Origin of the sequence: Candidatus Cryosericum hinesii (genome assembly GCF_003570985.1) — a bacterium.
Taxonomy (GTDB): domain Bacteria; phylum Caldisericota; class Caldisericia; order Cryosericales; family Cryosericaceae; genus Cryosericum; species Cryosericum hinesii.
Map to the genome: position 1 here is coordinate 1 of NZ_QXIW01000033.1, position 25,266 is coordinate 25,266.

General features: G+C 56.1%; 24 protein-coding genes and 1 pseudogene. 8 read left to right on the forward strand and 17 right to left on the reverse strand.

The window, feature by feature from the left end; all coding sequences use genetic code 11:
• The 8 genes and pseudogenes from SMC3_RS09295 to SMC3_RS08165 form a co-directional block, all read right to left on the reverse strand.
• The coding region (locus SMC3_RS09295; RefSeq protein ID WP_133299376.1) for a hypothetical protein at positions 1 to 297 on the reverse strand (297 nt) is incomplete at its 3' end.
• 110 nt (positions 298 to 407) lie between these two features.
• On the reverse strand, positions 408 to 2,051 hold the full coding sequence (locus SMC3_RS08125; RefSeq protein ID WP_119090007.1) for a recombinase family protein: 1,644 nt from the start codon (positions 2,049 to 2,051) through the stop codon (positions 408 to 410).
• Positions 2,052 to 2,278: 227 nt separating this feature from the next.
• Positions 2,279 to 2,485, reverse strand: coding sequence for a hypothetical protein (locus tag SMC3_RS08135; protein WP_119090009.1), 207 nt, complete (start codon positions 2,483 to 2,485; stop codon positions 2,279 to 2,281).
• Between the two features lie 274 nt (positions 2,486 to 2,759).
• The gene (locus SMC3_RS08145; RefSeq protein WP_119090011.1) at positions 2,760 to 2,972 is read right to left on the reverse strand and encodes a hypothetical protein; all 213 of its coding nucleotides are present in this window, start codon (positions 2,970 to 2,972) and stop codon (positions 2,760 to 2,762) included.
• Positions 2,969 to 3,460: a hypothetical protein gene (locus SMC3_RS08150; RefSeq protein ID WP_119090012.1), complete on the reverse strand. Its 492-nt coding sequence runs from the start codon at positions 3,458 to 3,460 to the stop codon at positions 2,969 to 2,971. Before SMC3_RS08150 ends, SMC3_RS08145 begins: the two co-directional genes overlap by 4 nt.
• A 521-nt stretch (positions 3,461 to 3,981) precedes the next feature.
• Complete coding sequence (locus SMC3_RS09770; RefSeq protein ID WP_243623393.1) at positions 3,982 to 4,482, reverse strand: hypothetical protein; 501 nt, start codon at positions 4,480 to 4,482, stop codon at positions 3,982 to 3,984.
• A 159-nt stretch (positions 4,483 to 4,641) separates the two neighbouring features.
• Positions 4,642 to 5,193: pseudogene (locus tag SMC3_RS09960) on the reverse strand (bifunctional DNA primase/polymerase); the annotation flags it as partial.
• A gap of 216 nt (positions 5,194 to 5,409) precedes the next feature.
• Complete coding sequence (locus SMC3_RS08165) at positions 5,410 to 6,153, reverse strand: hypothetical protein (RefSeq protein ID WP_119090015.1); 744 nt, start codon at positions 6,151 to 6,153, stop codon at positions 5,410 to 5,412.
• A 1,424-nt stretch (positions 6,154 to 7,577) separates the two neighbouring features.
• On the opposite strand from SMC3_RS08165, the gene SMC3_RS08175 reads away from it, so the two are divergent.
• Both SMC3_RS08175 and SMC3_RS08180 read left to right on the forward strand, forming a co-directional pair.
• Complete coding sequence (locus tag SMC3_RS08175; protein WP_207799728.1) at positions 7,578 to 7,724, forward strand: hypothetical protein; 147 nt, start codon at positions 7,578 to 7,580, stop codon at positions 7,722 to 7,724.
• 1 nt (position 7,725) lies between these two features.
• A complete protein-coding gene (locus tag SMC3_RS08180; protein ID WP_119090018.1) occupies positions 7,726 to 8,217 on the forward strand; it encodes a Bro-N domain-containing protein in 492 nt (163 codons plus the stop codon).
• Positions 8,218 to 8,249: 32 nt separating this feature from the next.
• Here SMC3_RS08180 and SMC3_RS08185 read toward each other — a convergent pair whose 3' ends face one another.
• From SMC3_RS08185 to SMC3_RS08200, 4 genes are read right to left on the reverse strand one after another with little or no spacing between them, the layout of a single operon-like run.
• A complete protein-coding gene (locus SMC3_RS08185) occupies positions 8,250 to 8,633 on the reverse strand; it encodes a hypothetical protein (RefSeq protein ID WP_119090019.1) in 384 nt (127 codons plus the stop codon).
• 9 nt (positions 8,634 to 8,642) lie between these two features.
• Positions 8,643 to 9,014: a hypothetical protein gene (locus SMC3_RS08190; protein ID WP_119090020.1), complete on the reverse strand. Its 372-nt coding sequence runs from the start codon at positions 9,012 to 9,014 to the stop codon at positions 8,643 to 8,645.
• 9 nt (positions 9,015 to 9,023) lie between these two features.
• On the reverse strand, positions 9,024 to 9,221 hold the full coding sequence (locus SMC3_RS08195; protein ID WP_119090021.1) for a hypothetical protein: 198 nt from the start codon (positions 9,219 to 9,221) through the stop codon (positions 9,024 to 9,026).
• A 33-nt stretch (positions 9,222 to 9,254) separates the two neighbouring features.
• Positions 9,255 to 9,992: a hypothetical protein gene (locus SMC3_RS08200; RefSeq protein WP_119090022.1), complete on the reverse strand. Its 738-nt coding sequence runs from the start codon at positions 9,990 to 9,992 to the stop codon at positions 9,255 to 9,257.
• 640 nt (positions 9,993 to 10,632) lie between these two features.
• Here SMC3_RS08200 and SMC3_RS08205 point away from each other — a divergent pair.
• A complete protein-coding gene (locus tag SMC3_RS08205; protein WP_119090023.1) occupies positions 10,633 to 10,878 on the forward strand; it encodes an HNH endonuclease in 246 nt (81 codons plus the stop codon).
• 1,211 nt (positions 10,879 to 12,089) lie between these two features.
• Here the strand turns inward: SMC3_RS08205 and SMC3_RS09965 are convergent.
• Positions 12,090 to 12,314, reverse strand: coding sequence for a hypothetical protein (locus SMC3_RS09965; protein WP_119090025.1), 225 nt, complete (start codon positions 12,312 to 12,314; stop codon positions 12,090 to 12,092).
• A gap of 325 nt (positions 12,315 to 12,639) precedes the next feature.
• On the opposite strand from SMC3_RS09965, the gene SMC3_RS08220 reads away from it, so the two are divergent.
• The 4 genes from SMC3_RS08220 (at position 12,640) to SMC3_RS08235 (ending at position 16,006) form a co-directional block, all read left to right on the forward strand.
• Positions 12,640 to 13,728: a hypothetical protein gene (locus SMC3_RS08220; protein ID WP_119090026.1), complete on the forward strand. Its 1,089-nt coding sequence runs from the start codon at positions 12,640 to 12,642 to the stop codon at positions 13,726 to 13,728.
• Between the two features lie 113 nt (positions 13,729 to 13,841).
• The gene (locus SMC3_RS08225) at positions 13,842 to 14,036 is read left to right on the forward strand and encodes a hypothetical protein (RefSeq protein WP_119090027.1); all 195 of its coding nucleotides are present in this window, start codon (positions 13,842 to 13,844) and stop codon (positions 14,034 to 14,036) included.
• A 188-nt stretch (positions 14,037 to 14,224) separates the two neighbouring features.
• Positions 14,225 to 15,499: a hypothetical protein gene (locus SMC3_RS08230; protein ID WP_119090028.1), complete on the forward strand. Its 1,275-nt coding sequence runs from the start codon at positions 14,225 to 14,227 to the stop codon at positions 15,497 to 15,499.
• A gap of 60 nt (positions 15,500 to 15,559) precedes the next feature.
• A complete protein-coding gene (locus SMC3_RS08235) occupies positions 15,560 to 16,006 on the forward strand; it encodes a DUF3788 family protein (protein WP_119090029.1) in 447 nt (148 codons plus the stop codon).
• On the opposite strand, the gene brxL is transcribed toward SMC3_RS08235, so the two are convergent.
• From brxL to SMC3_RS08250, 4 genes are read right to left on the reverse strand one after another with little or no spacing between them, the layout of a single operon-like run.
• On the reverse strand, positions 15,948 to 17,453 hold the full coding sequence (gene brxL / locus SMC3_RS08240) for a BREX system Lon protease-like protein BrxL (RefSeq protein ID WP_119090030.1): 1,506 nt from the start codon (positions 17,451 to 17,453) through the stop codon (positions 15,948 to 15,950). The two genes, SMC3_RS08235 and brxL, sit on opposite strands and share 59 nt — an antisense overlap.
• Positions 17,453 to 19,834 (reverse strand): BREX-4 system phosphatase PglZ, encoded by a 2,382-nt coding sequence (gene pglZ / locus SMC3_RS08245; RefSeq protein WP_165846691.1) that lies wholly within the window; start codon positions 19,832 to 19,834, stop codon positions 17,453 to 17,455. The genes brxL and pglZ overlap by 1 nt, the downstream gene beginning before the upstream one ends.
• Positions 19,815 to 23,633: a DUF6079 family protein gene (locus SMC3_RS09445; RefSeq protein ID WP_165846692.1), complete on the reverse strand. Its 3,819-nt coding sequence runs from the start codon at positions 23,631 to 23,633 to the stop codon at positions 19,815 to 19,817. Before SMC3_RS09445 ends, pglZ begins: the two co-directional genes overlap by 20 nt.
• On the reverse strand, positions 23,630 to 24,490 hold the full coding sequence (locus SMC3_RS08250; protein WP_119090032.1) for a hypothetical protein: 861 nt from the start codon (positions 24,488 to 24,490) through the stop codon (positions 23,630 to 23,632). Before SMC3_RS08250 ends, SMC3_RS09445 begins: the two co-directional genes overlap by 4 nt.
• Positions 24,491 to 25,125: 635 nt before the next feature.
• On the opposite strand from SMC3_RS08250, the gene SMC3_RS09450 reads away from it, so the two are divergent.
• A complete protein-coding gene (locus SMC3_RS09450) occupies positions 25,126 to 25,263 on the forward strand; it encodes a hypothetical protein (protein WP_165846693.1) in 138 nt (45 codons plus the stop codon).
• Positions 25,264 to 25,266 lie beyond the last annotated feature (3 nt).

Below are 25,266 nucleotides of genomic sequence, written 5' to 3' on the forward strand. Positions count from 1 at the left end.
TGCTAGAGTGTTGATATCAATAGCCCCTTGTTGAAGTTGTCCTGTCAGATTATTGTTTGTTTCTGTCCAATTAATAAAAATGGCCAAATTTGTATAGACTGCAACATACTCAGTTCCGGTAAGGGCAGATCCGTTTGCAATATTGTCAGGAACTGTGGGAGTTGAAGCGGGCTGTGAAGTGACATTCAAACCTGGTTGTTGCACCCCGGCCACGCTTCCACCAGACAATGATGTGCAACCCGCTAGCACCAGAAGCGACAAAAACAAGGCAATGATTCCTGAAACTCTCTTTTTCATTTCCTGCTCCCCTTTCTTCCCTTCATCATTACCCCCTTCTTGTCAAGTTCTTTTGTTAGTATACACCCCCGCCACGCTTCGTCCAAATCTGGTCTCTGGCACTCCTTCCCTCACGCTCTTGCTCTCTTTCCTCGCCGGGTTTTCCGCTCTCTCTTGGTATGAAGGGTTGGTCTTCGGCAAGCATCTTGGACGGAGGCGCGCAATATGTGGAGAAGTAGTGCACTTTGGGGGTTATGCTGGACGCATAATGGGTTAGCTGCCCCTATCTCCACCACTCGACCCCTTACACCTGTCTTTCTCGCTCTGGGACTGACTTCCAGCCGAGGCATCTTGCACTCATTTTCCGAGAACCTCCAGTGGATAACTATGTTAGTAACTCCCAGATCGATACGTCTCGCAAACCGATGCACCACTTCCAGCTGGCTCTTTCGGTCAAGACTGTGAAAGAATGGCTCGAAATTCGCCAGCACGTTGTTCACCTCTTCCAACTGCGCCTTTTCCTTCCCGATTTCGGCCCGTTCCTGCAGTGCTTCATGCTTCAACGTCCTAAGCACAGCAATGCGCTCCCTCACTTTCTCTACGGAAACCTCCGGAATGGCAAGTCTTCCCTCGAGCTGAGTTATGTCCCTGTCGTACTTGGCGATCTTCCTATCCATCTCGATCAATCGGTCCGTACCATCGAACTTGGGCACGAAGTAACGCAGCTCCTCGCTGAGCTTGCTGACAAACACTGGAAGTAGGTTGTGTTCCAGCAACTGAGCTCCGCAGGCCTTCTGCCCGCCTCCTGCGCTCTGGCATGCATACTCGGTCTTGTTGCTCTTCGAGCTCCCGTGAGCGCTCAGGAGATGTTTGCACTTCGTGCAGTAGATCATCCTACCGAAGAGTGGCAGCGTTGACCCTTCACTTCTATCAGAGCGAAGGGCAAGTTCCTGCTGCAGACTAAGCCAGTCATCGAATTCAAGAATCGGTTCAATGCCAACGTAGTCCACGTAGGTCCACTTGTCGTATCCAACTCGCGTACCGTTCTTGCCACGTTTGTCATAGGCAATCTTCCCGGCAAACAGTGAGTTGTGCAGCACCGAGCGTACCTGGTCGCGCGTCAACCCTAGGCTATGTGCAACCTTCCGCTCAGGCTCACCGGATCCTGAACGGCGAAGGATCTCTTTCGCAACCGGGAGAGTCTCAGGATCATACAGTAGCTTCTTGTCTTCGTGCTTGAAGCCGAATGGAGCCGGTCCGCAGACCAAGGTGCCCAGTTCCTTCATTCGCGCCTCAGCGTCCACTGTTCGCTCGATGATCAGATTTCGCTCGAATCCAGCGATGACCGCGAGCATGCCAAGCACCATTTTCCCCATGGCAGTTGTCGTGTCGAAGGGCTCTGTGGTCGAAATGAGCCCCACGTCATGGGTCTCAAGTCTGTCACAGAGGGTAAACAAGTCGACGGGTCTCCTTGAGAGCCTGTCGGTCTTGTAGACGAGGACGACAGAGAAATGACCAGCCTCAGCATCGTCCATCATACGGCCGAGAGCAGGCCTTTCAATTGTCGCGCCAGACAACCCAGCGTCTTCATAGCACTGGTATACAGGCCAGTCTTTGGCTACAGCGAACGCTTCCAGACGACTCCTCTGCATCTCCAGCGACACACCTTCGTCGGCCTGTTCTGCAGTACTGACCCGCGTGTAGATCGCGCATCGTTTGCTGCCGGCCTCTTTGGCGGGACTTGTAGAAGCCAACTCATGCCATAGTGCGCTCATATCGGATTCCTCCTTACGCCATCACGTAGAACAAAGCGCCCCCTGCTGCGAACAAGAATACCCAGCATTCCGGACCAGCGCAAGACTCACGCATTTGTGGACGTTCAGAGTGCCCAAAGTCACCGACCTGCTTGCACTCAGCCATCCCTCTCTGCGCGATCGTGCTCGCGCCATCATGTTTCGTCCTGCGTTGCTTCAGACGACAACTCGCCTGATTCGTGATCATGCTAAGACTTGGTTGCATCGACCGATCGCGTCTCCATATAGAATTCCGTAGAGACGGGTTCCACTCCGAGCATGATGGGTGTATCTTGGCCATCGCTTCCACACACCAACCCTACGACACTTGCACTTCGTCTGCTTTCCTGGACAATCACGGCCAGCAGGAACTCAGTAAGGCCTTCGCTGAGTTCGGACTTGAGCTGCCGATTCATGGCTGACCTTCACCCTCGCAATGAAGTGCCCTCGGTCTGGCCGTGGTCCATAGAGTGTCAAACGCGGCGAGCGCTCCTGCGTTCCGGGATGTGGGTCTCTTGAACGCACCCCATGCGTTGACGGTAGAGGAACTGTATCGATTCCCACAATTCACTTTCGTTGCCCTCCCTAGAATGCCGTCCTCGTCCAGGCCTACGCCAGCCGCACGAGCCTCCACGCTCACCTCGTCGTCTGCCCGGATGTACAGGCTCCTCAGTGCCTTCCAACCGTATCTCATGCTCCCTTCTTCTTTCGTCTCGGGACCTTCACGATCCGCTCATGGCTTGAACAGGTCCAAGTGACATGAAGACCCTCGAAGAAGAGGTCTCCTTTCCCTTCATGCTTCGTACCGGCAAACATGTGGACACTTGCCTGGATGATCCCAGCAATATCGGGAACCTTGCCCAGGTTTCCGATGACTCTGATCTGCATCGTTGCTGTTGTCATTCTGCCCTCCCGGAGCGTACGATCTCAAGGCCCAGATCCTGCTGACACTCCCCACGATCAAAGTGGAGGGCCTGGAAAGGAACCGACTCGTCGATCACAATAGCTGTTCCGTCCAACACCATCTCGATGTCCAGCTCCCGCCAGATTGTCTCAAGTCTGGACAGGTAGAAGACGAGAGAACCCTCGTCTGATTGCCTCTTCAGCCCCTGCTGCACGTCGTCTTTGGTCCAGCCCTCAAACTCCTCGACTACTGACGAGGAAAAAACGGAGGACGTGTGATCAAACCGATCCATACTCGACCTCATCAGGTCGCGTGAGACTGTTGCTCCATGCCCCAGGAACTTGACCGCCTTGACCGTAACGCTCTCGCCGCGCAGCGTACCCATAGGTGGGCACAGGTCTAACATCGGGACAGAGTCTTCAGTAGTCTCGGTATCAACGCCAAACTCCTCAGTAGGAGTAGAGACTGCTGCCATCTTGGTCTCCATGTCACCACCTCCTGCAACCGTAGATTGCCGATGAACCCGTGGCGACGGGAGCGCCGCTTCGCCAAAAATCGCGCCGTGGTCGGGTTATCCACAGATAATCAGAGCAATTCAAGGCAGAAGAACCAAAGACGAAACACAAGACCCTGCGTATCCAGAAGCCTCCCTCTAGGGCATACAGAGGCATGTTCTTCTCTCTCATCGGTGAGTGCCTGTTCTGTTTGTAGTGATGAAGGGTTGATCCCCGTTTTGGAGAGCGTCCAAACTGTGCATTCTTGTACAGTTGTGAATGACACGGGTACATGTTTGTTCACAATTCACTCTGCCTGGTGGTTCCTTGTCACCCGCACACGGAACACGCTTCGTTTAAGAACCACACAGCTTCTTCCAACAGTTTAACCCTCACCGCGTTCTCGTCTTCTGATGACCTCACTTCAAGCAGGAGCAGGTCAAGGGCCTGTTCTGCTCGGGACCATGCATCCTCGTACAGGCATATACTCATTAGGCTTTTGCTCATTGGACCTTTACTCATTTGTATCACCTCTCCCCTCGGCGTCCGCCCAGAGCCTCAACTCTTGCAGATGTTCACGAGCACTCTTGACTGCCCGTCTGTCCACGTTGCAGGCCTTGGCCGTCGACGCATCAGACTTGTACCCCATCTTGGTTGTATAAGACCACACAAACCACTCAGGTGCTGACAACCCTTGCTTCAGAGCTACGCCAAACCTTGCAGTTATCTTCGCGTCCCCATGCGGGCAGTCCTCACAGCGGACCCAGGGCAAAGCGTCACGCGTGAACCGACAACCTACGGGACCGTGCCGGTTCTGCGCCTTGTCCTGCTCTAACCCCTCGTGAATGATCCTTTCAACCTCTGCAGACTTCAGTGGTGGTTTCAGGGTTTCGTTTTTCCAGTAGAGAGCCTTTTCTACTTGTTCTGGGTCATTCCTCAGCGTACAACCGCGCTGCCAGAGAACATATAGCGCCACTTCCCGTTCACCTGGACCGTTGCTGTCCGGGGCTTTCAAATCGCGTCCCCAAATCTGCTCAAGGCACAGCCGACCATTCGACCTGAATGGCAACGGTTTACCCCGTAGCAGCGTGTCCCCCCGTGATGTTAGTCCCCTACTGGTTTGCAGCTCCTCAGTGATGAAAGCGAACGCTGGCAAGCGTTGAAGGTGATCCGGACCTAGCCTGGGCTCAAACTCGTACACGCGTCCGCTCGCATGAAGTCCGGGCGGGGCGACTATAAGCGCATCAGCACCCTTGAACTCGCACGTTGTACCGTCTGGCAAGTGCAGCGTTCTGACTGTGGCATAAGCGCCAGCTGTACCCAAGAACCAAAGGTGGAACCCATGCCCTGTTCTCACTGTCGTTGTGTTACAGGCACTGAGTACGTCTGGCACATGGTCACACCAATCGAGGTCCAGAACGTACAGGGCATTGTCTGGGTTAACGCTGTTGCGTCCCGTGAGGATCCCAGGATTGAAGCCGGGCCCACCAAATTCAGTACTGTAGTCGGCAAACCACTGCAGCTGCTGTTCGACAGACGGGTTGCTGGTTCTGTACGGCACATAGTGGCCGTGCGTGTCCTGCAGGGCTGCTGACAGAGGCTGTTTTCCGTCGTACTCTTTGCCCGTGGTGCCGTCCACGCCCGGCAAGTGCAAAGGGATCCAGGGCAGCGATAGGTTGCCACCGTACTCAGTTACCGCGTCCTGAAGCGTCAGTATGCGAGACATGTCGCGCCTCGTTCTTCGAGGCCATCGAACGCAGGTGAACAACCTAGATTCTGCTTCTGGAGGGTCGCACGATGACGGACGGATCGACCGCCACAGTCAGGCGCCGAAGCGAACCCCTGCCCAGATTGCCCTATGTCCTTCCACTTCGCTTCTCTTCTCATCGACAACCAATGTAGCAGGGCAGTCGATGCACGATATGGAATGAAGTGTACTACGCTACTGTTTGGTGAGGCGTTTCTTCATATAGTGCTTGATGGAGTCGATCTCGTAGTATTCCAGCCACTTGCCATGGAACTGATCGTGGACGATGGGTGCCAGTTCCTCCGACGGAACCTCGCGGTTCTCCCAGATGAAACGGTCTCTTGCCTCGTTCTTCCTCTTTCGGATCACCAACGGTCCCTTGTGATAGCTGTCCAGCGCGGGGCGGATCTTGCTCCACCTCTTCTTTACATAGTCGAGGACATCTCGCTCCGATGCCAACGGACTGATGCAAATGTGTACTGGAAAGAGCAGGATGGAGAGTCCCTTGGCAGGGGTCGGATCTGGCGGCGTCCTGTACCAGTCGCCCTCGGAGCTTCTCAGAATCTCCTGCGGCTCGTCGACTATCTGGCAAGGATCTAGGGCAGACCATCCAAGAGCGCCGTTGCTGTCGGCCATGAGGTGACTCCAAGGCGCTGCATCGTAGCAGTGAATGCCAAAGAACATCGCCAGTGCGGCCAGTCGTTGGCTGCGTTCCTTTGGGTCCTTGATCAGCAGTATGTCGGTCAGCTCAGCACCGTACTTGGGGTCTTGACACTGATCCAGCAGCCGTAGCCGGGCCTTCTTGAGACCTTGGCTCCGCTTGGGGGCCTGGACTTCATCAACGGGCCCCCTCGGCTTGCTTGCTCCTTGTTTCTTCGGACCAGAAGTCCCCGCAGGGAACTCTTGAGACGACTTCGGCTTCTCCGGTTTGCTACTCACTACGGCCTCCTAGTGACTGCTGTTTCGTGCGCTTCTTCCTGCGTTCAGTCCAGATGGTGTACCCCACACCTTGGAGAACGAACGCTAGGCCGATGAGGATTCAGTAGATCCCGCTCTTGATACTGCGGTAGATCACCATTGCTGCGCTCATCAGTCCACCGGTGAGGCTCAAACAACAACTCCGCGACATGTCCGCCTCCCCTGCGTTGCCTGTCTGTATGATACCGCATTTCGGGTTCTAGGGCCTACTCTGCATTATGTGCGCCAGAGCGTCTCTTCACAGAACTGCTCCGGGCCAAATGAACTTAGTCTTCGTTCGGGGCTGGCGACAGCGAACGCTGAAGGTACTCCCGGGGGTCATCCATGGCATCAGCGGGCGGGACTTGTTTCGGCCTGACAGTTCGCGTATCGAGCTTCCCAAGGTCATTCTGACCATGCTCATGACCACCGGCAGTGCGTGCACGCGCTTTGAATGCGCTCGTGCTGGCACGGCAGTGCCCCGTCGCGCTGATTGTGCCCGAACACATGATCCATTGACATGTCGACTCTTGGTGGAAAGCGAACATAGCCAAAACCAGCACATGCTGATGATTGCTGACGATTGCCTCTCGTTTCATGCTCCGCAAACGTCAGTTTTCGAACGTGGCAAGCTACGACCCCCATCACAAGCGCACTCTGCAAAGGCCTGTGGATAACTCATCGACGGGCGATCGAGGACAGGGCGAGCCAAGATCGATGGAGCAAACCCAGGAAATAGCCAGGGAAGCGGGCCGAGGTGCTTGACCGGCATGGTGGCTATAGCCGGGGCTGCGGTCAACGGAGCACTCAGTCGCCCTGCCGGTGCTAGAGCCCAACAGCAGGAAGGCTCAGACCAATACAGACAAGTACCCTGATCCCATCCCGTATCTTCTGGCATCCTCTGCACCGTTCTCTTCCTTAAGGTTCCTCTTCCCACCTCTCCTTCTTCCTCTTTGGGTTTCCCCTCACCGAGCAAACCGGGACTGATCGGAGCAACCTCAGACCAGAGACAAGCTCGTTCCATGAGAAGCATGGGCAAAGCAGGGCAAATGGACGGTCAAATTCGCAGTTTCGGGAGGCATGCCGTACCATACGACTCCCCACTGCAAATCGCGTCAGAAAACCCCTTCTTCCGTGTTGCTCCATAGACTCCGGGAATCTCGACGGCGGACCCATGCACCTGGTCGACGTGGAGCACAAGAGTCCCGGAAGGATCGGTCCCAAGCGAGTCGGGGTTGTGTGGGCCTGGCCTAGGTCCTCGCCTTGTCGCTGCATCCATCTCGTTGCAAGGGCGTTGTCCAGCTGCATGTCGCTGCATACGGTACTTTCACCAGCAGGTGGCAAGACTGGACGTCAGTCAGAGGTCCCGGATAGTATCCGACACCCTCGGCCAGGTTGTCGAGAAGGTGAAGTATCTGCACATCGGCCAGGACCTGACCCCGAAGAAGCTTGGTGCCGTGCTCAAGTATCTGAAGAAGGCAGGCGCGCGCTTCGGAGAACTCAAGAGGAAGCAGAAGCACTTCCACACGCTCACCAGAAAGTTCGAGGTGTGACATGAGCAACGATTTACAGGTATGGCAGTACAACAAGAACAAGTTCCGTACGGTTACCAAGGACGGTGAACCGTGGTTTGTGGCAAAGGACCTGAGCGACATCCTCGAGTTCAGGGACCCAGAACAAGCACTCCGTGGTCTTGAAGACTCTGAAAAGGGTACCACTATTGTTGGTACCCTTGGTGGACAGCAGTCTATGACTGTCATCAACGAATCGGGCATGTACGCGCTCATCCTCAAGAGCCGCAAGAAGGAGGCCAAATACTTCCGGCTGTGGGTCACCGGCACGGTCCTCCCGGAGATCAGAAAGCATGGGACCTATGCGATTGCCACGGCGACACCGGCGCTCACTGTCCCCGCAACCTTCAGTGAGGCCTTGTTCCTGGCAGCGAAGCAGGCAGAACAGGTCAAGCAGTGGCTAACTCATCAGACGTCTTGGACATCGGAAGCGGCGAGCTATACCGCAACCTTCTTCACGGTCAGGCGCAGATAGTGCCCCAGTGTCTTCTTCCCTTGCAGCATAACCTAGTCCCCTTTTGGCGGCTTCTTGTCGCCGGTATCCTGACGCGTCGCCGGGGGAGCCTTGGGGTGGAACGTGAAGTTGGCCTGCTCCATCCTGGCGAGGGTGGTGTTGATCGCTTTCAGGTTGCTGTACAGCTCATTGTCGAAGTCGTGCGCCATCTTCTCGTCAATCATCATGCGGCAGAGTGCCAGAGCAGTGATGGCAAGGCGCTCGAGATGCTTCCGCCACTCGCCAGGCCAGTACCCGGCCGGAAGGGCAGCGATCTTGTTGCACTCGAGATCGATTGCCAGGTGTCTTGCTGTGGTCGCGATCTTGTCTTCGTTCTCGGGTACCGGGGTCTTGATGATAGCATCCTGTGCAAGGAATGGCTGCGAACGTTCACTCATGGCATCCTCCTAGGAGATGAGTGTCATGCTGTGCTTGGCTGCAGCTTCGATCAGTTCGGCCCTGCAGGCGGCCGTGAACCATGCCAGGCACATGTGCGCCAAGTTGTCGATGGGGCGCCAATCCCCGAGTATCTTGGGCCCGAGGTAGCGGACGCTGGCCTCGAACCCATGGCTCCCTCCGTAGTTCCAGTAGTAGTCGATGACGTCGGCGGGGGTGATCTTCGCCACCCTGGGTTCATCGGTCACGACGTCGGCGTACGTGACGATCAGGGACGTGTGGTGGACCTCCTCAACGCTCCAGTCCCAGGGAGCGCCGACCCTTTGCTCGAACAGTTCACCCAGGTCATCTGAGGCTGCGCTACGTTTTGCGCTGCTATCCATACGGACCTCCTAGTCCTCAATGTTGAGAAGCGTATAGGTACCGACCTCCCCACTTCTGTCCGCGGCGGCCATGAAGACCTCTGCATCTCTCCGATCGGTGAATGTTGCGATGATGATGGAGGGGGCATCCGGGGCAAGGCGGTAGCCAATGACGGCCTCAATGTCATACATGTGCGCCAGGACGACCTCGAGTACTGATCGTGTCATGGTCTATGCTCCCTTCTCGCCGGCTGAACTCATTCAAGAGACCATGGCGTCCCCAGGGACACAGTGATGACCGAGGGCTTCAAACCCGGGTACATGCCAGATGTTGCCATCTGCGGAGTTGTAGTAGTTGGCGTTGAGCTTGCGCTTAGACAGGCGACCACCACACCGTGCACACCTATTCCTGTTGTCACAGAGGCAATGCATGGTCAGCACCTGTGCCTGGAAGACCGGACTGGGATCCAGGCACTCCCCTCGGTACTCGTGGCAGACCGGGCAGAGTGCCAACCCCTTGGGGACCCCTGGAGCTTCTGTATTGAGACCAGAGAGCCGCAGCAGGTCCTCGGCAGTTGCCGGCCTCGCGCCCATCGTGAGGTCGCCCATGAGGGCACCTGTGACAGGATGGCTGCTGATGGACTCGGCCAGGATGGCCACCCGTGTGGCATACGTGGCATCTGTTGCCGTCCAGGCACTGACGCGACGCGAAAGCTTGAGGATGCCCGTCATGAGCATCCCGTTGGTGGGGATGTCACTTGCCGGCCGGCACTGACCATTCATGAGGTAGAAGCAGCGGTCAGGCGCCAGGACGAGACAGGTATTCAGGTCGTTGGCCAGTGCTTGCGAGATGGCGACGGTGAGCAGGGCTTCCTCACTGATGGTTGGCAGAATAGTCACATGGTACAGCGCAGCCACAAGCCTTGTTTCCAGATACGGGAACACTGGCGGATGCGGCCACGGTCCTGGCAGGATGACCGACGTGTCCTGGGAGATCATTGTGCGTCACCAGAGTGGTTCGTGTGCTTGAGGTTGGATCTCGGTTCGTCGTGCATGTCACTGCCTCCTTTGTCATCAGGCGCAGCGAGCCTCACCAGGAGAACCGAAGACGGCTCCCCTGCCGCAAAGACGTGGCAAGGGAGCCACGGCATTTTTAGCAGGTTGGTGAGGCGGCTGCAAGTTGCCATAAATCGCCGCCGGGCTGCAGTGCAGTCCAGGAAAAGCAAAAACCTTGCGCGCCAAAAACGCAAGGTCAGAACGTCAACTCCTGTCCCGGCGTTTAGCACATTTGTAGAACCCGCGGATGCAAGTAGCCTTCGTAAATCACCGCGTCGTACAATTTTAGAATACAGCGGACCGTCGACGTGTCAAGACCACTTGGGAGAGCTGAGCTCTTCCCTGGAGAGAACGGGTCCTCGATGTCCTGTGTCGATTTCAGGTCAATTCTGATGCTGCACCCTGCCATGGGGCACGAGGCACCTTGAGATCTCCGCTATGGGGCTGGAATCGCCCCATGCGGCCACAGCGAGGTGACATCCCAGAAGACTCACTCGTGCTGACCCTTCCTCCGGTTGACGATGAAGCCAAGATAGCTAGCATGCAATACAGATGTGTGTCATGTCAGCCCCTGGAGGAATGTATGCCGAACGCAGATGACTTTCGAAGTGAGCTCCATAGCATCTTCTCTTCGTCTCGAGGTGGCTACGTCGACGTGACGTCGGGTGACCTACACCGGAGGGTCGGAGGATATCCGGGGCCAAATCATCGCATGCCGATCTGCTGCAGTGTCATGAGACAGGCCATGCAAGGTGGTGATGTCATCCTCGATGAACCGCCGAAAGGAAATGGCGCCACGCTTGCGATACGGTACCGATTGCCGCGGTAGAACGGCTTGCCTACGCAGGACAACTTGTCTGACGAGACCATGGGTGCCCGCACATGGAGCTGACTCCGACGGTTCTTGTGTTGATCCGTGGCTTGCCACCACGGTCCTGCAAGTCACTCTCTACTTCTTAGTACACTTGTTCAATAGACAATCGGAATCCTCGGCCCACTCTTGCGTATTCCATACATCCAGGGCTATACTAATAAGGGTGAACGAATCGATACGGTCATCACTCTGAGGAGGGTTGATGCGTCTCAACGTGGGTTTCACAGAAGTGTGTGCACCTAGGTTTGCCCGATCCGACAGCCGGTATACATACGGCGCTGTTGCGGAGGAACGGCGGTTGCACTAGTGTTTGCGGGAAGACGCCCCTGAACACGGGTGAGACAGGAATGGCAGCGAAGATGACTGATAGGCGTGCGGATTGCGTGCATCGCCATGACCATCTCGTTGGACACCTGGAAGTTGACATTGATTGTTCCGGTGGCGACAATTGGAGGATTCAAAGGAGAAGGATGTGACCCTGTTGAGGGAGGCTGACACCATGGTTGTTTTGCTCACTCACAACTTTGACGGAGCGAGATTCAGGTGGCTTTATGCCAAATACGCTTCTGGATGTAATCCAACGCACCACTGCACGAATGCCATCAGAGGAAGATACAGTAGAAGATTCACTCGCTTGAGCAGCGAGTTTCGTCCGGGGCAGACTATTGCTCTTGATGAGTTTCCAACGGATACATGGGATGCTATATACATTTGCGGCGTTTCGGCAGACGGCTACTCAAGACACACAAACTACCCACACAACGTGCATGTCGCCATTTTGCCGAGATCCGGAGCAACAGACACATGGTTGTTTGAAAACTGGACTATGTCTGTCGAAAATGGAGTGTTCGAACGGGTCATTTCTGAGGGTGAACTCAATAGCAAGTACAAGAGCCTTCCTAGAGAATTCGTTACCTGCCGTATGTTCCGATGGGCAGTGTGGCACTATCGTCACCAGCTTGGGGATGACGAATAGCATATGAGATAGTTGGTTCGTGCCGGCGGTGCGGCAACCACGAAGCGTCTTTGCTCTGCCGCATCGCCGGAAGACGGACGTTTCTCCCTCGAAGGCGGCCACACAGTCCAAGGCGACCAGCTCATTGCGCGTCTGCAGCAGCCGAATACTGCCCTGCTCCCGCGAAGCCACTCCACGTCAGGGATGCGACTCATCCGCCAGGTACATGACATCCGCTGCGTGCGGCTGAGCGCCGGCGCTGACTGCACAAGGAGTTCATGGCACTGGACCTGTGCCGCATGCTCGAAATGAACAGTCGTGCCATCGTCCTGCTGGCTGGGATCGGTAGAGAAAGCATCCTCCCGTCGGGGAGAATGGGGCTGGCCCATCCTCCGTATCCGCTGTCAAAGCCCTTGCGACTCAGAATGACTCTCATTCGATGCTCTCTCCTCTTCTCATACGCACACCTGTCATCAGTGTCCCAACTGAGCGCGACAACAACCATTGTCGGTTTTCGCAACGCCAATTCAACTGTACGCAAGGAAGCGCGGTGCATGCGACAGCGAGGGCATCTTGCATGGGGGTTGCGCAGTACTAGACTGACTCTGTCGGAGAATGGGCGAAAAGCAGGGGGCAGGCACATGACACGTACGGGAAAGGAAGCTCACGGCACTAAGGGTGGTGTAACACCACGACCCGCTCAAACGCCTCAGAGGACCACTGCCCGAGCCACCCATCGTCGACACCGGCGTGGTCCTTTTATGCGTACACCTCCATTGCTGCTGGACGCGTCGCCGTGGGGGACAACGCTGACCGAGTCACCGGGCGGCGGGTGCGATCTTATCGCCATGCTGGCTGCATTGGCGCTCGCCGAACATCGTCAGCAGGAGAACCAGCAACATCAGAACCTGCTGATCGTGGCAGATACATCAATGCAAGCACGCCTGCTCACATGCGCGCGCCGCGAGACAGGGCTCGGAACGCTTCCAGTGCATACTCTGGATGACCTGCCTGTTGATCTCCGTGGTATGAGCATCATGCTGGTGTCTGTCACTTCTGATGACGCTCTCCGGACAATGCACCACTTGTGCACGGCTGGGGCTATTCCCTACTGCATCGTCTGCAATACAGGGACGAAATCAAGCCGGTTCATAGCCGACGCAATTCGCGGCAACTACCAGATTCTAAGGCTTAGCGCAGACCTCATCCTGACACTGGCAGGACGCCCGGCTCGTTGGATCTCACCTGTTCGCGTCCTGCTGCCAACCGTTGGGGAGTGGCAGCGCGTGACCTCTGCTACCCTGCCTTCATGCCACTCATTGCTCGTCGCCCCAGGACCAAGTCAGACGGTTCTGGTCTCCAGTGTCGATCGATGGAACGCGACAAGCCTCTCTGTCTCACTCGGTGTTCAGCTGCCAGGGACCATGGGGCTGTTTCTCTACGAGTGCGTGGGGCTTGATCCATACGGCGTGCACGAGATATGTCACGTGCAAACCTTGGCAGTCGATCTCACGGACGTCAACGGCCGTGCCGAGATTGCGCCTTTGAGTGAACCTGGTGCGCACAGCCAGGGTCTTGTCAAGACTGTCTCGCTGCGACAGGACCGCAGTGCCGTGAGCCAATACGATTCGCCACCACACGGTGCGACAGAGGACAGCTCTCGCCACTACGGAGACGACCAGTGGTATGATACCGAAGCAGAAAAAGAGGCCCAAGACCGGCGCCAAGGCGGCAAGATCAGCTACAGTGACGTTGGTGTCAAGCGGCAAAGCGCCCGGGACTATGGCATCACGTCAGAGCAGATGGAACAGCTACGAAAGAGGAGAGGTACTCCAAGAGAGGATCAGTGAGCATATTGCTGCACATCGGCTCTGGCTGTCAGATTGGCTAAGTGTACGACTACACGAATGGCTCAGTTGTTGTCTCGCGAGAAGCAGTGATCTCCACCACCAGGGAGGTGCCTTTGACTATCCACACGAACGGCTCATCGTCAGCCGGGACCAAGAAGGCCAAACATAAGAAGCGGAGGAAGCGTTCCGAGTACTACATCGAGAAGGCCGTGTCTGCTCAGCGGCATGCTCGTGGCACTCACCCGAACATCTCCAGTTCAACGATTGAAGATCTGTTGAAGAGGCGCGGCACTGCTGGACCTGATTGAGGCCACACATGCCTGGCTGGCAGATTCTGCTCGTTCCGCCCGCTGAGCCCGGGAGTCGGGTGCGTTCGCCCTCGGAACTGCAATGATGCGACCGCAGAAGGTGTCTTCCCAGGAGACCCAGCTACGTTGCCGACCTTCGACGTCGTGCTACAATATCTGATGATACGGCTCACTGAGGGGATGAGGCGATGCAGTCGGGTTCGAAAAAGGAGACAGTGCTGGCAACTTGGCGAGCAGTATCCACCAAACCACAGGGGCACACTGATCAAGGAGATCAGAAACTCCGTGTCTCGCACGTAGACACACGCGCATTGGGCTCAGTGTGGCACACCACCGCCAACAACGGTTCTTGGTCCATTACAGAAGCACTGGCCACAATCTTCTCGGCGTTCCTCGCAGCGAAGCTCGCGGCAAAGCAACGCAGGTCAGGCCCGATCCAGCTTGTCGTCCCATCCCCGGTACAAGCCCTGCTGACCACAAGTCTCCTCAGAGACCTGGGCCTTGGCAACATGGCGGTCTCGACTGCTCCCAGACAACCGCAACGTGGCGGCAGTCACAGCATCCTTGTGGTCTCTCTGCCCTCGAGCGGTGATTCCATGAGCAGCGACTATATCGGTATGATTAAGAACGCTCTGAGACACGACGTCTATCCCAATAGGGTCGAGGTAATCTCTGTCGGTGCAAAACCACTCCCGAATGCGTGTCATTCAGATCTTCTGGCGCGCGCGAGGCTGGACCCTTTCACTAGCAGAGGAGACCTGATCTTACGACTGCCTGCTCTCTCTTCACTAGCCGAGCGGAAGGTTGTCCCGTTGCTCACATCTCAAGACGTCCACGAGATCCCCTTGCTCATGGGGCGTCGCAACTGGACGAATCAGAGAGTTGTCTGTCTTTGTGGACCCGATCTGCCGCCCATAATAGCCGGCTTCAGCCATCTCTTCGCCAGAGAGGCGAGTGTCATGACGAACTCCCCCCAGTCTCTCGGATTCCGTGCTGCTGCGTCGAAGTCGCTCAGCGACATGCGAGACTTTGAGGGCGAGGCAGTCCTCTGCACGTCCAAACAGTGGCTGCTCGTCGAGCCACAACTCGGTCGGGACGGCGCTCATCGAGATGCGACGCTCTTCATGCGAGCCGCATCTACCACAGCCTTCTTCACCCAGCTTGCGCACGGGAAACTCGATGGCTCAGTCGGAGTAGGAGTCCCGAAAATCCATCATCAAGCGGCTGACCGCGCCAGCAGCCCCCCGCCTCCCAAACAAGAGCCCACCGTCACCCAACGGGCGGTTCAAGCGACACCTACCTCCCATTCGACTGCAGCCAGACCAGAACTGAACAACAAGAAGCATCGGTGCCGGCGCTACAGCGATCTCTATGAGAAGAGACTCCGTGAAGTCCTTGCGAAGCTAACGCCTGAGGAGACTGAAGCGCTGCTCGCTGCTCTTGAAGCGCAGGAGGCGGAGTGACGTGCCACACTCCGAGGGTGACAGTCGGCTGTCGTCATTGCACGCAAGAACGGACCAGCTATGAGAAAACCTGTTGCCATCAATGAACAAGGGAAGCCACCAACCATGGCAGAGCTGCTGGAGCAGGCAGGTGATGCTCAACAGTGGTGGGGGGCGATAGCCGCGTTCCTCGTCGACTCGTACCGCGTGCGTGCTACGGTGCGGTGGGAGTCTCAGTCTAGGGCTTGGGGAGAGACCTACTGGAAGGGCTCAAGCCCAGTCGTACACATCGTACCCTGCAACGGACATCTACTAGCGTTCATCCCCTTCAGAACCGCTGCGGTGAACAGGGCGACCACGAACCCCGGACTTCTCGATCCTGCTGCACGGACTGCGCTCGACAGCTACGTTGCTGGAGAAAGTCCTATGCCCGTTGTCTGTGTACGCTCAGACGTAGACGTAGATGCTGTCATGCGCCTGGTGTCGCTGGCTCATCCTCGAAAAGGTCATCCGTGCGGTTCCCTGTAGAACTGCCAGATGGGTCCCGCTTGACAGTGATGTCTGGCATTTCCTCCCTGAACTCGCTGTCGACAAGATGGGCCTGACGCCTTATGATCGCACGCTTCTCCAGTGCCGGCTGAAGACAGTAAAGGTCGAAGTCAGCAGGGGTGATGTCTTTGCTCTTATGTACGTTGGGAAAGAGCAGACGGAGGTAAGCAGCACATAGGCGCTTGACCGCAGTAACGTCACGCGTGTCTGCTTTTGTCGGCACAACGAGCATCTCCCCTACCACAACATCATAGTCGGCAACGCTTCGCAGTGCGTGCAGTACTTCTGAGAAGTACTCAACATTGAGCGTATATCCTCTGACTTTGAGATTCTCCTGTATTCGAGGAAGATACCACCCCTCAATGAAACCATGGAATCTGTCCAGTAGCGCAGATTCACGAAACATGGGTGGCAGGTCCTCAAAGTAGTGACTGTTTCGAGGGCGCAGATCGGAGGTCAAAGGAATGTTGCCCAAGAGAACGAACCCGGCATCAGCCTCCTGGCGCGATTTGCCGACAGTGAACGCGCCCGACTCAAGATAGTTCTTCATCGCCCCTGCAAGTTCGTCGGCGTCTGCGAACACGATTGTCGCTACTTCATCCATGGCGACATAGTCGTAGGACGTTACGATACCAGGGGAATTCTTTTGCATATCGTAGAAGAGCTTGGCCCGCGTGACGGTTCCGCCACTGATCAGCCATCCATACTTCGTGAGGTTGCCAAAGACGTATGATTTCCCTGTGCCCTTGGGAGCTAGTTCTACCATGTTCAGTCGTTGCTGAACAAATGGCAACAGCCGGGCAAGAAATCGGAGCTTCTGCGTCAAACCCTCAAAACCACCTGGATTGTACTCCATCGATTTGATCAACAAGTTCACCCATTCATCAACTGTAAACTTGTCCCGTGCCTGCCGGTAGTATTCGATGTCGACGTCATATGGCTTGAAAGGCTTGAAGTCAATGAGCTCGATATGGCCATCTTTCTTCCCAGTTGCGGTCGGTGCGATCCAAGTCAACTTCCCAACACCCCAAACCTCGCCACCCAGCAATTCACGGTGCTTATGCAGCAGAGACGCATTGACGCTGGCCTCGTTTGCTTTCACGCCCAAATCAGGGATGGCCAGCCTGTAGCTTCCGGTCTTGACGTCAACTTCGACTACCATGCGCATCAGCAGTTGTACGTCTTCGCCTTTGGTCAACTGACCCTTGATCGTGTGGCTCGTCTCCTTGTCTGGTATATGCTCCTGAAGGAAGCGGGCGAGAGCATAGCCATCGACGCTCCCGGCGTCATCTGCGTACTTCTTCACCAGCCAGTCGCGTATGAACGACGGCAACGCCCTGCCTCCGAAAGCCGAGTAGTTCTCAGGGTTCTTCAGGACTGACTCATTCGGAAAGATCTTAACTAGTTTCTCATCCAGGGTATCCATTAGAACAACTCCCTTTCTGTCATGCCTGCCTTGACAGGAATCATCCATGTCACAACAACAGTCCCGACTGCAACCGTAACGCTGACAGACCCAACCGCATCGTTCGGCAGCTGTATCCGCCAGGTGCCATCGGCTGAGTGGCTAACGTGAATGTCTTTCTGACCTACCGTAACCTTAGGAGCAGAAAGCGGCTCAGGCGTTACTGTAAACACCACCTGCCGCGACGTCTCGGCACTCTCTTCGACTATCTGCTTGATTTCGTACTGCTTTTGCACCTCGTCAAGCAAGCGCACGATGAAGGATGGAACGAGCACTTCCTCGGGAGTTGCGCCTCCATGAGCGAGATGTGTGCCTATTTGGTACAGTGAGCTGTAACCAAGAGAAAGTGCCACAGGTCCAGATCGCAATCCTTCCTGAGGCAGCACATCGTGAACAAGAAAGTCGGAGCATGACTTCTCTGCTTTCGCAAGCCAGGCGCAGCGTCCTTCGTGCTCTTGGCCCTCCATGTTGTACTTGCTCAAGGCAGCCACAGAGCGGGAAAAGACAGTCAGCCCGTGGTCGGCCAGCACCACCGTGCCCGGCTGAGCCATCTGCTCCTCAACGGCGGTTCCCATGACTTCCAATTCCTCAAGCAAGGTCTGTGGATACTTGTAGGGAGCTTTGTGGGCGACGGCATCCGGACTCTTGTCGATACCGACCACCCCAGAACCGAATCGGTTGAACTCGGTGGTACTCGGCAGTTGCGCTGCCATCGGAGCCAGGTCGGTTACGTCCAGACCACGTCGGTGGAGCTGACGTGTGATGAATGGTACCCATTCCCATCCCATGCCATCGACCATGAGAGCTCGCGTTCCCTGCGCCAGTAACCCCTCGGCTGTTTCATGTTTCCGTGCTGCATAGTACCACTCGTAGAATGCTCTCTCGTCAGTATTGACACGCGCCAGCTCTGCTCTTAAAGATTCACTCGGCATGTCAACCAGGCAACAAGCCCTGTACTCGTTGAAATATGCGTTCACCCACGAAAGTGGCTCCGAAAGTCCGCTGATATTGAGGGGAGCCGCGTAGTCGTACAAAAGGGGGAACGCATGCTCGACAGCGTCAAACCACAGATCCCGAGGAACCGTTGCATCAGCGAACAAGAGTACGAACTGAGCGCGTTCCCAGGGAGTTGTGTCTGTGAGCACTCTCATCCGCTCCGATGGCGGCAGGCCCGCCAGACCCCTCTGCAACTTCTCCGGCAGCTCCGTAGATTGGCCTGCAGAACGCGTTAGCACATCTAGGTGATCCCTTCTCTCTTTCAGCCGTTCCGGCGTGCGGTCGTCCTTTTCACCAATGGCACCACTCAACAACGCAGACATCAGCGCTGCCGAGTCCAATTCCTCCAAGCTCCTCATGCACTTCGCCAAGTAGCTGTAAGGAAAGAGTGTGCAAACGCCGACACGCAATAGCCACCGAGAGTACTTGTCTGACGCACTGGCGGGCCAGTACTTAAGGCACCCAGTCAGCCCAAACTGTGCCACATTGAACCTCTGACAAAGGGTGTTCTGAAGACGCGGCTCTGACGCCACCTGCATGTCTTCCACAAACTGCCTCCAGAGGTCCACATCCTGATTTCTGAATGACACCGGCACATCGACGCCGAGAACGTCACGCAGGTATTTCTCGTAACCCGACACGCGTGATATGTTCACTGCGGAATCCGGAAATACGTCCTTTGGGGCCATATCATACAGGTCGGCAACCATCTGTGAGGACACAAGAACAGCTGCCATCGGCTCACCTTGCCATAGTGACAAGAACTCCTTGTAACTGTTAATCCTACGAGCTGCCGGCACGTCGAGAGGTTGTCCGAACAGCACGACCTTGAGCACACCGCCGATCTGTTGATCAATCTTCCACACGGAGGGCCATAATCCGCTCGACTCACGGTTCGCCTTGTTCCAAAGCAGCTTCTGAAATCGCTCATGGAGTCCGGCCAAAGGAATGTAGAAACGGCGCCCTGTCCGGTTTTCGCCATGATTCTCGCACTCTGTAATGCCTCTCATGAGAGCCTCGAAATCCTCGTCCGACTTGAATCGCAGCACCTCGGACAGTCCAGTGATCACCCACGACTGGTCCCCTGCCTCACATTTCTGCATGAGACGCAAGACGTCATCACTGGTGATGACACTCTCAGCTTCGCGTTGCTCGCTAGTCACGTCCACTACGTGAAACTCTTCTCCCAGGCAAGACCTCAGCTCAGTTTCGACCGGTTTCAACCCCCACAGCGTCGGTACAAACACGAATCGCCAGGGATACCTGAGGTCTCCTCCATTCTCACTTAGCAGATCCTGCCGGATGACCAGCGCCAGATCCTGAACGCTACCTATGGTCCTGCTCATCCCGTCCGTCTCCAAGCAATTGCTCGAGAGCCACCCATCCGTTTGGCACCCTGTCAGCCATCTCAACCAGCAACTGCTGGGCTTCCGATGCCGACCGATGCATGACCTCCTGACGAATCCTGTCCTTGAAGTCCTCAGTCGCATGTAGAATGGGGGGACTCTCTTGAAGGGCAGCACGCGCCTCCTCCTCCCGGCACATTGATGGATCGCTGGTACTGATAAGCAGCGATTGGTACGCTGCAGTCGTGGTCTCTAGTGATGGGGCGACTTTGAGGCTTCGTGCGGCCCACGCGCCAAATGCTGATTTCAGGGTTTCAGGGGCGATGGCATCTTTGACTTGTCCCACGCCTGCCTCCTCTATGGTTTTCAGAAGTGAGTCGGCGTCCACAGCCTCAATGGAAGCCGATCCGAGGAATTCCTGAACGACTTCTATCGCAGCACGCAGGCTAGGGTTTGTAGCTACAACGGCGGCGACAAAAAGTGGGTACTTTCGGCTACGTACCGCCTCTCGCCCAGCCAACTGTATCATGGCCAGATCCTCTGACGGAGTTACATCCAGAATCTCACTGATCCTGATCGCAACCACTGAACTCGTCTTGGTCGGCGGTGGCGGGGCTAGTACATCGAGTATCTTCGCATGAGCCAAGCCTTCGGGCCACACCGAAGGTGAGCCTGCCATCCTTTGGCTCAATTCGCCATAAAGCCGTTCTGCCGAGTCGGCCGACGGCGGGTCAGCCGAGAACTGCGACAACCACTCTCCAAATCCACTCTTGAGGTTCTCCTCGCTCAACATCGATTTCAGATCCGCGGTGACCGGATCCAGCGTCTGCATGAGTAGCTGCATGTGGCTCTCATCCACATCAGACTGCGTCATCTGCAGAAGGGCACTCAGAGCATCAACGGCATCGCTAATGTTGACCGAACTCTGTATATATTTGAGCGACCACAGCGGCCTGCGTCGCTGATCGATCCAAGTACGCAGCTGCCCTCTTGCATCCATGAGCGTCCCAACGTCCGAGAGCCCAAAGACGCTCTTGAGCGATTGGACAAGATGCTCCTCTGTTTCCGTCCCAAACTGGACTTCAAGTGACTCTCTCCCCTTGCCAGTTGACCAGTATCTAAACAGGTCCTCCACGATGTCGCGCATGGACAGCACCCCAATGCGCCTGCCATTGGCGTCGTAAAGACGCTGTCTGTATGGTCGGAGAGCAAAGGCAAGTGCTGCACTGTGAAGCAGGTTCTCATACAGGCCGTATGGCGCAACTGACAGGTCATGCAAGCTGTCTCCCAGATTGAAGGAGGCCACCTTCTTGGTCATCGGCTCCAATGCTGCATGAACCGCCAGCGACAAGCGTCCGATGGGCTCCTGTTCGGCCGATTCGGTCAATTCAAGGCGCTGATCAACCACATATGAAGAGCCACTCGAGTTCTTGAAGATACCCAAAACCTGTCTCTGTACGCCAGCCAGATCCCTCCATAAGTCATCCAGCGACTCAGCCTGGAGCGCCCTCTCTGCAATCTTCTTCCCCCCTCCACCCCAACACGTCTTGGGGATGCGCTGCACGTCATCAAACCCGTTCTTGAACACTTGTTTAGCGCAGTCCTGCAGCGCTGCAGGCAGAACGCTGCAGCCAACGGACGCTATGGCCCCTGCCATGTAGACGTTGTATTGGCTGGCGCTGCCGAGTTGCGCCATCCAGCCGGCCACAAGGTCATCGGCCATCTTGTCATATTGACTCTGGACATTCGTCAGCGAATGGTGCTCTGCGACAGCGGCACGTCCACGGTCATTAGCCAATTCATGCAGCCTCTTCGAGCCGATCGGGGTGAGAGCCTCGAGAATAATCAGCGCAGGGTCTGTCGCTGTCGCTCGCCGACTGTACTCCAGGAGCTGATCGGTTGCTCCAGCCACATCCTCATCCTTTGCATAGAGAACTACCGCCACGTGAAGTCTCGAGGCGTCGCCAAAGCCCAACTGATCTATGGTTCTCTTGTGGAACGCCGCCGCATGTGCTCCGGCGTTGAAGAAGCCAAATTGCACTTCGCGCAGCACGCTTGATCCACGGTATTTTTCCTGCAGCTCATTCCTCTTCCCGTTGTCGAGCACCGAAACAATATCCTCACTGAATTGCGCCGCCAAGCGATCGACCTCGCTTCGGACGTCTTCCTCTGGTAGAGTGGCCCCATACATGACCACGTACTCGGCGCCCATCTTGTGAAGCGCTCCCTGTTCTTCCAGGAATCCAAGTTCCTCCGTCGCGTGACCCTGCAGGGCCGTCCCTGTAAACATGGCTTCGCAGTTGTCGGCTGTGGGTGCCACCAGTGAAGTCTCAAGGCTGTCCGAATGGCCAAGATATGCGTACAGGAAGTTCAGCAGTAGCATACTCTTGAGAACCATCAAGCAGTTCTTGCCGCGAGTTTCAACGACCGCCTGTCGCTGATTAAACACCGTGTTGACAGCAAGAAAATCGTCCGCCTCGTCGACCGCCAGCGTGGGCGCAAAGTAATCCCACAGAGCATCTGCCGTCAGCCACTGCTGACCGTTTTCGGGATTGACCTCGATGAACTTCTTAAATCCCTTCTCACCATCGTGCAAGAACATGAAGATGCTCCTGTCTGATGAGCCAATGTGATGCGAGATAAGTGTCGCCAGATATGCGGTGTATGGGTGGATTGGAAACAAGCCGCGAATGTCGTCACGCATGTTCGCTGTGCCACCGACATCCAACCGGTCAACCAGAGCGTCGAGGTCACCATTGCCAGAGTATGCCCGCGACACCAATTTGGCATAGGCCGAAGCATCCTTACGGAGTATGGCTGTCGATAGGATCCTGTAAACAGTGACGTCGGACATCGAATAGTCGACCATTTTGAAACGATCATCGATCTTCCGCTGGTCGTCAGCATTCAGAGCGAACTGGCCCGGTTTCCGATGACTGATGATGACCATCTTGAGTCGAGACTCAGTCTGGCAGAACTCGGCCAGTCTCTGCAGTGCAGCTGCTATGTCCTGAGCGTGCGTCAGCTCAAGGACAGACGTGAATTCATCCCAGTAGATCATCACCCCTGAGTACCCAGCAGCTTCTGTCAGTGCACCATCGAGAACCTGCGTGAGCCACTCCGTCAATGAAGTTGCGCCGACGTACGCATGCCCCTCCTCAGCAAAGTAGTCTTCGAGTGCCTCCAGCGTTTCCTTGTCTTGTGTCTTGAGTCGATGCAGCAAGTCCTTCGCTCCGCCAGGAGCATAAACCCTCAGTTGACTGCTGTTCCGTATGACTGCATCCCAGTCCATGCTAAATGGGTTGCTCTCGATGAGGGTAATGAACCGATCGAAGTCACTCTGGGCGTCAACGCACAAACCAAAAGACTCGAGGCCGTCCTTCACCGCTATCTGGACAGCCAGGTCAAAGGTACGAGAGCTGTGAACGAGCGGGGCTCCTGATCCATAGAGGTAGATGGGAGCGATCCGATGCTTCTCGCGGAAACTTCTGACGCGGGCGGACAGCTCGGGCTTCATACGAGACAGGAACTGCTCAAGGTCAGCGACATCGTCGTCAAGAAGATGCGAAATGACGGACGCGGCATGGCTCTTCCCCGTGCCGTACGTTCCCTGCACCCACACAGGCCTCTGCGCTTTTGGCTCTAACGATTCGAAAGAGTCTATGGTCTTTCGCAGCAAGTTCTCGAAAGGTTCCACAGTGGGGATGAAAGTGGACCATGCAGCAGACTTGTCACCATCAGCGAGCTTGAAAACAGGATCAAAATGCTTGTCCAGTTCAACGATATCAGCGTACTTCATTGATAGCCCCTCCTCCGCGAATACTCCTTGACGACATCACAGGCATCCTTCTCTGCTTGAATCGAGAACATGACCCTCTTTCCTTCCCGGCGCTGGGTCAGCAAGCCGGGCAACCAGAGGGAGAGCAACTGGTGCTCCGCTGTGGATCCGTCGATTCCCAGCGCCATGCATGGGCCGTACGGTAGTCTGGCAAGCTGATCCTTATCGATGGCCAACATGCTGGACACGTCTGACGCCCTATACAAGCCATAGAGAACCACAAGCGGATCGACCTCCGTCGGTGGTGTGCGGGTCCACAATCGACGCCCATACGCTGGCACTCCTCCAATACCTAGCTGGCCCCAGGGCGTGTTTCGGAATGAATCCTCCAGCGACGATGCCGCACCTCGGTCCAGGCTATCAACGGTGTTGTCCCCACACAAATACGAACACAGGGGTTCGACAAGTAGCGTCACGGTGGGACCCTGCCTGGTCAGCATGTTCCAGCTCATCGCACCCAGCCATGCACACGACAGGTTGATCCACAGCGCGTACCAGACAAACGGAGATGACACACCCTCATGACTCAGGACTGGCAATAGAGCCGCCCCTAATGATGTCACACTCCTCCGATCCATCAGACCCACCAGGTCGAGACACTCCAGCGCGCCAGACAATTCACCCGTCGCCTCGTACTCGCGCATCTTGTGTCGGTCGACAAGCAGGTCGAGGTATCGGGACTGGAAACCTCTCTGTCCCAGTACACCACCCCTTCGGAAGTACTCTTCAGTCCTGGCTGCGGACACTCTGCGTGGTTCGGCTAGAGTTTGGAGGTCAGCATAGACTCGGCTAACAACTGCATTCTGATCGACCGTCATGATCCTCCTTGCTCTTCGCGTATCCATCTTTGGAGCACGATCTCCGGCGTCACCCCTGGCATGAGGTGAAGGTGCACCAAATCCTCTCCCTCTCGGCTGATAGAGCACAGATCCGGTTGCCACAAGGACTCCAACGCCGTCGCAACCACCCTGTCATCCACCCCCAAGACCTGCGCTATGCGGCTGTGATTGTTGCTGTCCCGCGATATCACCGCTCCTGTCGTAGGAGACAGCATCGCGATCGAATACAGCGCCCACCAAGAAACTGGCAGATCGGAACCTGTCTTCAGGATCCTCCAGGAACGTCCTGACCTAACCACTAATCCTTGTCCAAGCGCGCCCCCTACTGGGGTTTGACGAAGAGTCGCTACGAGTGCAGCAAGTGCATCCCTAATACTTCGGTCAGTAGATACGTGAAGTCTGTCTGCGAGCAGGACCAGACAACGGTCCCGAGTGTATTCGCCGCATGGCACAGTCGCCCACCACGAAAAGAGTGCAGACCCCAAAGACCAGTTGGTCCAGATAACCTTCCAAGTGGCTGTAGAATGCGATTCTAGTGCCAGTCGGAGCAACTGTCCGGTTGTCGACAGAACATCGCCCACATCCCCAACCAGGCCAGCATCGCGTAGGTAGCAGTGAAGCGCAACAAGCTGTTTGGGGCCAAGACTGTCAGGAACACTGCCGCCCTTCGCAAGGAGTGTCTCTACCCAGGTCTGGCGACAGCCAAACGTCAGATAGCGAAAAGCACCGTGCGGCTGGTCCCGGACTTCTAGCAA

Bases quoted from the DNA above. Each gene is read 5' to 3' on its own strand.
- SMC3_RS08125 (WP_119090007.1), bottom strand. From the start codon at position 2,051: ATGAGCGCACTATGGCATGAGTTGGCTTCTACAAGTCCCGCCAAAGAG.
- SMC3_RS08135 (WP_119090009.1), bottom strand. From the start codon at position 2,485: ATGAATCGGCAGCTCAAGTCCGAACTCAGCGAAGGCCTTACTGAGTTC.
- SMC3_RS08145 (WP_119090011.1), bottom strand. From the start codon at position 2,972: ATGACAACAGCAACGATGCAGATCAGAGTCATCGGAAACCTGGGCAAG.
- SMC3_RS08150 (WP_119090012.1), bottom strand. From the start codon at position 3,460: ATGGAGACCAAGATGGCAGCAGTCTCTACTCCTACTGAGGAGTTTGGC.
- SMC3_RS08180 (WP_119090018.1), top strand. From the start codon at position 7,726: ATGAGCAACGATTTACAGGTATGGCAGTACAACAAGAACAAGTTCCGT.
- SMC3_RS08185 (WP_119090019.1), bottom strand. From the start codon at position 8,633: ATGAGTGAACGTTCGCAGCCATTCCTTGCACAGGATGCTATCATCAAG.
- SMC3_RS08190 (WP_119090020.1), bottom strand. From the start codon at position 9,014: ATGGATAGCAGCGCAAAACGTAGCGCAGCCTCAGATGACCTGGGTGAA.
- SMC3_RS08195 (WP_119090021.1), bottom strand. From the start codon at position 9,221: ATGACACGATCAGTACTCGAGGTCGTCCTGGCGCACATGTATGACATT.
- SMC3_RS08200 (WP_119090022.1), bottom strand. From the start codon at position 9,992: ATGATCTCCCAGGACACGTCGGTCATCCTGCCAGGACCGTGGCCGCAT.
- SMC3_RS08205 (WP_119090023.1), top strand. From the start codon at position 10,633: ATGCCGAACGCAGATGACTTTCGAAGTGAGCTCCATAGCATCTTCTCT.
- SMC3_RS09965 (WP_119090025.1), bottom strand. From the start codon at position 12,314: ATGAGAGTCATTCTGAGTCGCAAGGGCTTTGACAGCGGATACGGAGGA.
- SMC3_RS08220 (WP_119090026.1), top strand. From the start codon at position 12,640: ATGCGTACACCTCCATTGCTGCTGGACGCGTCGCCGTGGGGGACAACG.
- SMC3_RS08230 (WP_119090028.1), top strand. From the start codon at position 14,225: ATGCAGTCGGGTTCGAAAAAGGAGACAGTGCTGGCAACTTGGCGAGCA.
- SMC3_RS08235 (WP_119090029.1), top strand. From the start codon at position 15,560: ATGAGAAAACCTGTTGCCATCAATGAACAAGGGAAGCCACCAACCATG.
- brxL (WP_119090030.1), bottom strand. From the start codon at position 17,453: ATGGATACCCTGGATGAGAAACTAGTTAAGATCTTTCCGAATGAGTCA.
- pglZ (WP_165846691.1), bottom strand. From the start codon at position 19,834: ATGAGCAGGACCATAGGTAGCGTTCAGGATCTGGCGCTGGTCATCCGG.
- SMC3_RS09445 (WP_165846692.1), bottom strand. From the start codon at position 23,633: ATGAAGTACGCTGATATCGTTGAACTGGACAAGCATTTTGATCCTGTT.
- SMC3_RS08250 (WP_119090032.1), bottom strand. From the start codon at position 24,490: ATGACGGTCGATCAGAATGCAGTTGTTAGCCGAGTCTATGCTGACCTC.